The organism is Caballeronia sp. BR00000012568055 (assembly GCF_029439455.1).
In the GTDB taxonomy this organism is placed as follows: domain Bacteria; phylum Pseudomonadota; class Gammaproteobacteria; order Burkholderiales; family Burkholderiaceae; genus Caballeronia.
The window spans coordinates 1-9167 of sequence record NZ_JAQFVG010000028.1 but is presented as its reverse complement, the minus strand read 5'-3'; the positions used below and the strand labels follow the sequence as shown (position 1 = coordinate 9167).

The following is a 9167-nucleotide window of genomic DNA, read 5'->3' as shown; positions in this document are numbered from 1 at the left end:
CGAACTGAACCCCGATATGGGACCGGACGGCGAGCGTATCGTCGATTATCTGGGGCGTAAATATGGGCGTACGCCTGCGCAGATTCAGGAAGCGCAGGCCATGCTGCATGAGCGTGGCGCGAGCGAGGGCTTCGAGTTTGGGCATCGCGAGTATGTGTGGAATACGTTCGATGCGCATCGCTTGCTGCATTGGGCGCGGATCGAAGGGAAGCAATTGCCGTTGAAGCTTGCGTTGCTGCGGGCGTATCACGGTCAAGGCAAAAATCCCGCTGATTTTCAGGTGCTTTTAGAAGCTGCACGAAGCGTGGGACTGGATGAAGCGAAAGCGCGCGACGTGCTCGAAAGCGGCGAGTATGCCGATGACGTGCGCGCCGAAGAACGCGAATTTCAGCAACTTGGCATTCAATCGGTGCCTGCGTTTATCTTCGATCGCAAATATCTGGTGAGTGGCGGCCAGCCTTCTGAAGCGTTCGAAGAAGCCATTCGGAAGATGATCGATGAGGCTTAAATCGCTGGTCTTCGCGACGGGTCTGTTCGTGCTGGCGAGCGGCGCGCGGGCGCAGGATGCGTCGCTGATCGAAGCGCTGGCGCCGGAAGGCGTGTTGCGGGCATCGATCAATCTGGGTAATCCGGTTCTGGCGAGTATCGATCCGCAAAGTGGTCAGCCTGTGGGCGTATCCGTCGATCTGGCGACGGAGCTTGCCAGGCGTCTGCATGTGCCCTTGCAGTTGATGCCGGTGCGCTCGGCGGGCGCATCGGTCGATAACGTCGCGGCGGATCGCGCGGATATCGGCTTCTTCGCCGTCGGTCCGAAGCGCGGGCAGCAGATTGCTTTTACATCGCCGTATGTGTTGATCGAAGGCTATTACCTCGTGCGCAATGATTCGCCGATTACGACAAACGCGCAGGTGGATCGCGCGGGCGTGACGGTCGCGGTCGGCGAGGGTAGCGCCTACGATTTGTTTTTGACGCGGGAGTTGAAGCAGGCGAGCATCGTGCGCGTGCAGGGATCGCCTGCTGTGGTGCAGACGTTTCTCGACCGACGGCTCGATGTTGCTGCGGGCGTCAAACAGCAGCTCGAAAGCGATGCGGCGAAAACCGGCGGATTGCGTTTGCTCGATGAGCGCTTCATGGTCATTCGGCAAGCGATGGGCGTGCCGAAATCGCGCGGTGCGGAAGCGGCGGAGTATGTCGCGCAGTTTGTAAGGGAAATGGCGGATTCGGGGTTTGTGGAGGCGGCGTTGAAGCGGCATCGGATTGAGGGTGTGGAGGTGGCGAAGGCGGGGGATTAGACCCGGCACGCGTTCTGCTCCTGGCTTGCTCAGCCATACGATCCAACCGTGAGCCTTATATGAACAAAAACAAGAAATCGCAGCAACGCTTCCCCTCAGCCCAAGACCGCCAACCCATCCTCACCGAACAACGTCGCCTTAAAATGGCCCGTTCCCCGCACGCCTACGTGCGCGGCAACACCGAGCGCTTCTACGAATGGGTGATCGAATCGAACGGCGATGCCTTGCCACACGGTCCCGCCATCTGGATTTGCGGCGACTGCCACACCGGCAATCTCGGTCCCGTCGCCAACGCGAAAGGTAAAGTCGAAATCCAGATCCGCGATCTCGATCAGACCGTGATCGGCAATCCGACGCACGATCTGGTGCGCCTCGGACTTTCGCTCGCCACGGCCGCGCGCGGATCGTCGCTGTCGGGGTTGAATGTGGTGCGCATGATCGAAGCGCTCGCAGCGGGTTATCAATCGGCGTTCACGCGCAACGCGCGGCTCACGAAACGCCCCGCGCCCGTCCACGTGACAATGAAAGAAGCCGTGCGCCGCTCGTGGCAGCAACTCGCGCTGGAACGCATCGAAGACCTCAAGCTGACGATTCCCTTAGGCAAGCGCTTCTGGCCGCTCACCAAACAAGAGCGCTCTGGAATCGAAGCCTTGTTCCGCGATGAAAACATCGCCACGTTGCCCACATCGCTCAAAGGGCGCAACGACTCGGGCCATGTCGAAGTGCTCGACGCAGCGTATTGGGTCAAAGGGTGCAGCTCGCTCGGACGTCTGCGTTTCGCAGTGTTGCTCGATGTCGATGGCGGTGTCGTCGAAGGAGACGATCTGTGTCTCATGGATATCAAGGAAGGCGTCAAAGCCGCCGCGCCCCGCTATGAAGATGTCGCGATGCCGCGTGACAACGCGCAGCGCGTAGTCGAAGGCGCGCGGCATCTCTCACCGTTTCTCGGCGAACGCATGCGCGCCGCGCGTCTGCTCGACCGCGCTGTCGTGATCCGCGAGTTGTTGCCGCAAGATCTGAAGCTCGAAATCGATCAGCTCGATAAGGACGATTCGATGCACGTCGCGCACTATCTCGCCGCTGTCGTCGGCAAGGCGCACGCGCGTCAGATGGATGCGTCCACGCGCAAAAGCTGGCTTGCCGAACTGCGTCGCAATCGCTCGAAGACGATCGATGCGCCGTCGTGGTTGTGGAACAGCATCGTGCAACTGGTGAGCAGTCACGAAGCGGGCTATCTGGAGCATTGCCGTCGATACGCCACCGGTACATAACGCACAGATTCAGCGATCGAACTCCTTGGTCTGCTCGGCTTCTTCGAACATCTTGCCGAAGCCGGTCGGCACGAGCACGCGCGCGCGATTCTGCGGATCGTAGTTCTCGGTCAGCACGAACGCTTCGGAGATGATGCGCTGCACGTCTTGCCGGAGCATCGTCACATCGAAGGGAAGGTAGGCTGCGAACGGATCCCAGTCGAAGCAGCCTACGACGGTCGATTTCAACACGTCGGATGGCAGCGTCGCCGTGAAGCGCACCATGCCTTCGAACGCGGTGATCGAATTCATCAGTAATCCTGCGGGTAGGCGACTGGCTTTCGCATATCGACCGGCAAGCGCTTCGGCGGCTGCGGCGGCGTTGTAACCGCAGCAGTCCATCGCATCCGCCGATGGCGTCAGGCCGCGCGCATCGGATGCATCGCGAAAACCTGCCATGCGCATTCCGGTGGCGTATTCGCCCGCCACGCCGCCGAGCAATACGAGTTCGTCCGGCGATCCACCACGCGCCAGCAGTTTGTCGATCAACACATCCGTAATCGCCCGCGCGCCCGCGCGATGATCCGATAACACCGACGGCGCGCCATCGCCCGGAAGATCGAGATTGATGGACGGCACGCCCGCCGCCGCGCATAGCGCATTCAAGGGCGTCGGATTGCGCACGCCCGCGATAAACAGCAACTCCACGCGCTGCGATAACAAAGTCTCCGTCACGCTCACTTCGACATCCGGATCGCGCTGCGTGCCGACCACAATCGGACACAGCCCACGACTGCGCGCCTGATCTTCGAAAGTCTGCGCGAGGCCCGCAAAAAAGCGGTTCCGATAATGCGGCAGCACCATGCCCGCCAGTCCCGAACGAGACAGCCGCAGCCCGCGCGCCTTCATGTTGACGTTGTAGCCAAGCGCGCGCGCCTGTTCGAGGATGCGATTGGCCGTTTCCTCCTTGATCCGATACCGCGCCCACGTGCCGTTGAGCACCATGCTGACGGTCGCCGTCGATGATCCGGTCGCCTTGGCGACGTCGTAGATCGTGGACTTGCGTCCCGTGCTTTTGCTTGCCATCCGGCTGGCTCCAATTTAGGGCCTGTTCACATATAAACGACCACGCGTTGCCCAATGGGCAACCCTTCGGGAACACCCGAAATCGGGCGCATAGCGGCGTCGATCGTCGCTTGTTTGGGCTAACCAAACGGCGCTCCTCACTCCTTGCTCTGCGCCCGATTTCAGGCGTTCGCGTGGCCGTTTATATGTGAACAGGCCCTAGGGTTTTCACGAGTCGAAACATTTGCTGAATAGATTCAGCATACAGGCTCCCGAGGTGCTAAATGGATTTAGCAACTTTAGCAGCCAAAAAAGACGCGCGCTCGGGTTTTCGACACGACATCGACCGAGATTCAAAACCTGAGCCCGGCGCGAGGCCGGCCGCTCGACGGAGGAGACAATGATCAAGAACATCATCCGCGCGTTGAGCGCCGGAGCAGTCGCGCTTGCTTTGACCATTCCCGTGGCGTTTGCATCGCCCGACAAGCCGGTGATCGGCGTGGTCGTGAAGATCGGCGGGATTCCGTGGTTCAACGCGATGGACGCGGGCATCAAGAAGCGCGCCGATCAGCTTGGCGTGAAGGCGTTCATGATCGGACCGACCAGCGCCGATCCCGCGCTTCAGGTGCGCGCGATCGAAGATCTGATCGCGCAGAAGGTCGATGTGATCGGCGTGGTTCCCAACGATGCGCAAGTGCTCGAACCCGTGCTGCAACGCGCGCGGGCGGCGGGCATCAAGGTCATCACGCATGAATCGCCCAAACAGCAGAACGCGGACTGGGATTTCGAACTGGCGTCGGTCAAGGGTTTCGGCGAGGCGTACGGCAAGCGGCTGGGCGAAGCGCTGGGCGGCAAGGGCGAATACGCGGTGTTCGTCGGCTCGCTGACGGTGCCGCTGCATAACGCCTGGGCCGATGCGGCCATCGCGTATATCAAGGCGAATTATCCGGGCATGACTCTGGTCGGCGACCGCTACGGCGTAGCCGAAGATGTCGATGCCTCGCGCAAGACCGCGCTCGATCTGATGCGCGCGCATCCGAATCTGAAGGGCATTCTCGCGTTCGGCAGTCAGGGGCCGATCGGTGCGGCGCGCGCGGTGCAGGAACAGCAGGCGAAGGGCAAGGTCGTCGTGCTCGGGCCGTTCTCGCCCGGACAAGGCCGTCGTCTGGTGCATGACGGCGTGCTCACCGGCGGCTACATGTGGAACCCGGAAGTGGCGGGCGAAGTGTTCGTGGCCATCGGCACGATGCTCGCCAAGGGTCAGCCGATCAAGGACGGCACCAATATTCCGGGTCTGGGCGTGGTGCATCCGGACGGGCATAACCTGATCGTCAACAATCTCGTCGATCTGAACGAGAAGACCGTGGACGATCTCGCCAAGACGGGTCTTTGAGCGCATGGTCCACGCCGTTTCCACTGATAGTCCTGCACGCGTCGATCAAGAGACCGGCGTCGCGTCGAATGAGCCGCTGCTGAAGCTCGAAGAGATTTCGAAAGTCTTCGGCGGCGTGCGCGCGCTGCGTTCGGTGAAGTTCGATGTGATGCCGGGCGAAGTGCTCTGTCTTGCAGGCGAAAACGGCTGCGGCAAGAGCACGCTGATCAAGATCATCAGCGGCGTGTATCAGCCGGAACCGGGCGCTGTCATGTTGATGGATGGCGAATCGATCGAAGGCATCGATCCGGCGCGGGCGCGCTCGCTCGGCATTCAGGTGATCTGGCAGGACCTGGCGCTGTTTCCCGAGATGACCGTGGCGGAAAACATCGCGTTCGAGCAAAACCTCGGCGGCCGTCCGCGCTTCGTCGATTACGGCAAGATGAAGGCGGCGGCGCGGCGCATTCTGGAGCGGTTGGGTGTATCGATCGATCTGAACCGGTCGGTGCGCTCGCTGTCCATCGCACAACGGCAAATCGTGGCGATTGCGCGCGCGCTGGTGCGCGATGCGCGTCTCGTCTTCATGGATGAACCGACTGCATCGCTCAGTCACGCGGAAACGCAGGCACTCCTGACGATCGTGCGGCGCTTGTCAGCGGATGGTATTGCCGTGGTGTTCGTGAGTCACCGGCTTGCCGAAGTGCTCGATGTCTGTACGCGCGTCACGGTGTTCAGAGATGGTCAGTACGTCGGAACATTTCCGACTTCGGGCATGACCCAGACGCGTCTCACCGAGCTTATGACAGGCCGCACGTTCGACTATCAGGTGCGTTCCACTGATCTCTCGAAAGCGCCGGTCGTGCTGGACGTGCAGGGTCTTTCGCGCGGACGCGAGTATCGCGATATCTCGTTCACCATCCGACGCGGCGAGATTCTCGGCATGACGGGACGGCTCGGCGCGGGCCGCACGGAAGTGGCGCTGTCGCTGTTCGGCATGACGAAGCCCGCAGCCGGTTCGATTCATATGGAAGGGCGCGCGCTGTCGCTGCGCTCCAATCGCGATGCGATTCGCGCGGGGATTGCGTATGTATCGGAAGATCGCTTGCAGCTTGGACTCGTGCAGCCGCAATCCATCGGCGATAACACCGTTGCGGCCGTGCTCGATCATTTGCTCGACGGAACGCATCTGATCGCCGCGAAAAAGCGCGCTACGTTGATCGATGACTGGATTCAAAAGCTCGTCGTGAAGATCGGCAAACCGGACGATGCAGTGTCCACGCTTTCCGGCGGCAATCAGCAACGTATCGTCCTTGCCAAATGGCTCGCGACGCAACCGAAGCTCTTGATACTCGATTCCCCGACGGTCGGCGTCGATGTCGGCGCGCGCGCGGGCATTTTCGCGATCGTCCACAAGCTCGCGGCAGAAGGCATGGCGATCCTGCTGATCTCCGATGAAATCCCCGAGGTCTACTTCAACGCCGACCGCATTCTGCATATGCGCGAAGGGCGCATCGTGAAGGAATACGTGCCGGGCGACACCACCATGGAAAACATCGAGCGAGACGTTCATGCCTGATTTGCTGCGCTCCTTCTTTGGCAAGCTCGGCATCGGCTCGATCGAAGCCTTGCTGATGCTCGTGATCGCCGTGATGGTGATCGGTCTTGGCCTGACGACGACCACGTTTCTGACGCTGCCGAATCTGTTCGATCTCGTCAATCAAAGCGCTGTGAACATCATTTTTGCGGCGGGTTTGCTGGTGGTGCTGATCGCGGGCGGGATCGATATTTCGTTCGCGGTGGGCGCGTCGGTGGCGCAGTATCTGACTGCGTTGACGGTGATGCGGCTCGGCGGCGGCAACTGGGCACTCGGCTTTATCGTCGCGGCGTGCTTCGGCTTTTTGCTCGGCGCGATCAACGCGACGATCATCTATCGCTTTCGGATCGTGTCGATCGTGGTCACGATCGCTACGTTCAATGTTTTCTTCGGAGGACTGATGTTCCTCACCGGCGGTGTCTCGATCTACGATCTGCCGGACTGGTGGGTGGATCGCGTGAATATCGTGCATCTGACCACGCCGAGCGGCGCGGCGAATCTTGCGTTGCCCGTAGCGGTGATGATCGTGATGGTTACGCTGACGTGGTTCCTCTTGCGGCGCACGACCATCGGCCGGCAACTCTACGCAATGGGCGATAACCCCGAAGCCGCGCGTCGCGTCGGCGTGAATATCGGCGCGATGCACTACGTGGCGTTCGGTTGGCTTGGCATGATGGCGGGTATCGCCGGACTGATGCAGGCGCATTACGTGCAGGAAGTCGTGCCGAATGCGTTCTATGGCCGCGAACTCGATGTGCTCGCAGCGGTGGTGCTCGGCGGCGCGCGTCTGGGCGGCGGACGCGGCACTATTCTCGGCGCGATTCTCGGCATTCTGCTGACCGCCATTACCGCGAACGGATTGAATTTGCTCGGCATCTCGCCGTATGCGTTCAAGATGATTATCGGCGCGATCATTCTGATCGCCATTACGTTGTCGAGCGGTGGCTTTGCGAAACTTGTCGGCACGCGATTCGGTTCTTCTGATGCAAAGGTATCCTGATGAAATCAACTTCATCATCATTTGTCGCTGCAGATGTCGCCGGATTGCTCGGCTTTCTGGCGATCGTGATTATCGGCATGAGCTTCGCGTCGGATCGGTTTTTATCGACGAGTACATTTGTTTCAGTGGCGTTCCAGTTGCCCGAACTCGGCTTCTTCACGCTCGCCATGCTGATGCCGCTGATCTCCGGCGGCTTCAATCTCGCGGTCACGTTCACGGCCAACATTTCCGGCCTGGCGATGGCCTATGTGCTGCACACGCATGGCGGCGCGGATGCAGGCGCGGGCGCAATCGTGCTCGGCATTGCGGCGGCGCTCGCAACGGGCGCAGCGTCCGGCTGGGTGATGGGCGCGGTGATCGCGCGCACCGGTGCAAGTCCGATTCTCGTCTCCCTCTCGATGATGATCTTCCTGCGCGGCCTCGGCGAATTTCTCACGCACGGCGGCGATATTTCCGGCTTTCCACCGCTGGTGCGCGAAATGGGCAACGGCGTGTTCTTAGGCGTGCCGATACCGCTGCTGATCTTTCTCGCGTGCGCGTTGCTGTGGCATATCGTCATGACGCGTTCGCGGCTCGGCTTCGCGACACGCATGATCGGCTCGAATCTCGAAGCAACGCGTTATTCCGGCATCGCGACCACGCGTGCGGTTACGCGCATCTACATGCTGTCGGGCCTGATGTGCGGCATCGCGGGCGTGGTGATGGCGGCGCAATTCAACTCCGTGCGCGTGGGCCACGGCGAAGCATTTCTGCTGATTTCCGTGCTGGCGTGTTTTCTTGGCCGTGTCGATCCGTTCGGTGGATTCGGCCGCGTGGTGCCGGTCGTGATCGCGCTGGTGATCCTTCAGGTGATCGCGTCGGGCCTCAACTTACTCGGCGCAAATCAGCATCTCGCCACCGCGTTATGGGGCGTTTTCCTGCTTGTCGTGATGTTCATCCGCTGGGCATGGGCACACGGTCTTTCTCAAACACTGGTCCGCAGGCGCGTGACCGCATCGCAAGGAGTCGCACAATGAACAAGCTTGGCGTACACGCTCTGGTATGGGCCGGTGACCTGACGCCCGAATCGACGCGCCATGTCCTGAGCCAGACCAAGGCGGCGGGATACGACCTGGCCGAACTGTCGCTGCATGGTCCGAAAGTGATGGACCTGGCGCTGACGCGGGATTTATTGCAGGAATACGAACTATCGCTCGGCTGCTCACGTGGTCTGACTTTCGATGCCGACGTTTCCAGCGATGACGCTGCGACCGTGGCACGCGGCATCGCCTTGCTTGAGGAAGGCATCACCGTTACGTCGGAGTTGGGCGGCAATTATTTCGGCGGCATTCTCTATGGCGCGATGGGCAAGTACAACGCGCCAGTGACGAAGCAAGGCCGCCGCAATGCGATCGATGCGATCAAGCGTATCGCGGATTTCGCGTTGAAGAAGAACGTGACGCTTGGGCTGGAAGTGGTGAATCGGTACGAGAGTAATCTGATAAACACGGCATCGCAGGCGCTTGCGGTGATCGACGAAGTCAATGCGCCGAACGTCGTCGTTCACCTCGATACGTATCACATGAATATCGAGGAATCCGACTTTATGCAGCCC

9 protein-coding genes are annotated in these 9167 nt (G+C 60.7%); 8 read left to right on the top strand and 1 reads right to left on the bottom strand.

Features of this window, described 5'->3' with window-relative positions; genetic code table 11:
* The 3 genes from P7F28_RS02940 to P7F28_RS02930 all read left to right on the top strand — a co-directional run.
* A partial coding sequence (locus tag P7F28_RS02940; protein WP_277182945.1) for a DsbA family oxidoreductase occupies window positions 1-508 on the top strand: 508 nt, incomplete at its 5' end.
* A complete protein-coding gene (locus tag P7F28_RS02935) occupies window positions 498-1292 on the top strand; it encodes an ABC transporter substrate-binding protein (RefSeq protein ID WP_277182944.1) in 795 nt (264 codons plus the stop codon). The genes P7F28_RS02940 and P7F28_RS02935, both read left to right, overlap by 11 nt.
* A gap of 59 nt (window positions 1293-1351) precedes the next feature.
* On the top strand, window positions 1352-2563 hold the full coding sequence (locus P7F28_RS02930; protein WP_277182943.1) for a DUF2252 domain-containing protein: 1212 nt from the start codon (window positions 1352-1354) through the stop codon (window positions 2561-2563).
* Window positions 2564-2572: 9 nt separating this feature from the next.
* Here the strand turns inward: P7F28_RS02930 and P7F28_RS02925 are convergent, their stop codons facing one another.
* Window positions 2573-3628 carry a LacI family DNA-binding transcriptional regulator gene (locus P7F28_RS02925; RefSeq protein WP_277182942.1) on the bottom strand — a complete coding sequence of 352 codons (1056 nt, stop codon included), beginning with the start codon at window positions 3626-3628 and terminating at the stop codon, window positions 2573-2575.
* A gap of 379 nt (window positions 3629-4007) precedes the next feature.
* On the opposite strand from P7F28_RS02925, the gene P7F28_RS02920 reads away from it, so the two are divergent.
* From P7F28_RS02920 to P7F28_RS02900, 5 genes are all read left to right on the top strand, one after another.
* A complete protein-coding gene (locus tag P7F28_RS02920) occupies window positions 4008-5000 on the top strand; it encodes a substrate-binding domain-containing protein (protein WP_277182941.1) in 993 nt (330 codons plus the stop codon).
* 4 nt (window positions 5001-5004) lie between these two features.
* On the top strand, window positions 5005-6555 hold the full coding sequence (locus P7F28_RS02915) for a sugar ABC transporter ATP-binding protein (protein WP_277182940.1): 1551 nt from the start codon (window positions 5005-5007) through the stop codon (window positions 6553-6555).
* The gene (locus P7F28_RS02910) at window positions 6548-7573 is read left to right on the top strand and encodes an ABC transporter permease (protein ID WP_277182939.1); all 1026 of its coding nucleotides are present in this window, start codon (window positions 6548-6550) and stop codon (window positions 7571-7573) included. Before P7F28_RS02915 ends, P7F28_RS02910 begins: the two co-directional genes overlap by 8 nt.
* Entirely contained in the window at window positions 7573-8589 is a 1017-nt protein-coding gene (locus P7F28_RS02905) for an ABC transporter permease (protein WP_277182938.1), read from the top strand. The genes P7F28_RS02910 and P7F28_RS02905 overlap by 1 nt, the downstream gene beginning before the upstream one ends.
* Window positions 8586-9167 (top strand): sugar phosphate isomerase/epimerase (locus P7F28_RS02900; RefSeq protein WP_277182937.1); only part of this gene is annotated, 582 nt, incomplete at its 3' end. The genes P7F28_RS02905 and P7F28_RS02900, both read left to right, overlap by 4 nt.

Coding starts and splice junctions, on each gene's coding strand:
- P7F28_RS02915 (WP_277182940.1), top strand. CDS start 5,005: ATGGTCCACGCCGTTTCCACTGATAGTCCTGCACGCGTCGATCAAGAG.
- P7F28_RS02920 (WP_277182941.1), top strand. CDS start 4,008: ATGATCAAGAACATCATCCGCGCGTTGAGCGCCGGAGCAGTCGCGCTT.
- P7F28_RS02930 (WP_277182943.1), top strand. CDS start 1,352: ATGAACAAAAACAAGAAATCGCAGCAACGCTTCCCCTCAGCCCAAGAC.
- P7F28_RS02905 (WP_277182938.1), top strand. CDS start 7,573: ATGAAATCAACTTCATCATCATTTGTCGCTGCAGATGTCGCCGGATTG.
- P7F28_RS02935 (WP_277182944.1), top strand. CDS start 498: ATGAGGCTTAAATCGCTGGTCTTCGCGACGGGTCTGTTCGTGCTGGCG.
- P7F28_RS02925 (WP_277182942.1), bottom strand. CDS start 3,628: ATGGCAAGCAAAAGCACGGGACGCAAGTCCACGATCTACGACGTCGCC.
- P7F28_RS02910 (WP_277182939.1), top strand. CDS start 6,548: ATGCCTGATTTGCTGCGCTCCTTCTTTGGCAAGCTCGGCATCGGCTCG.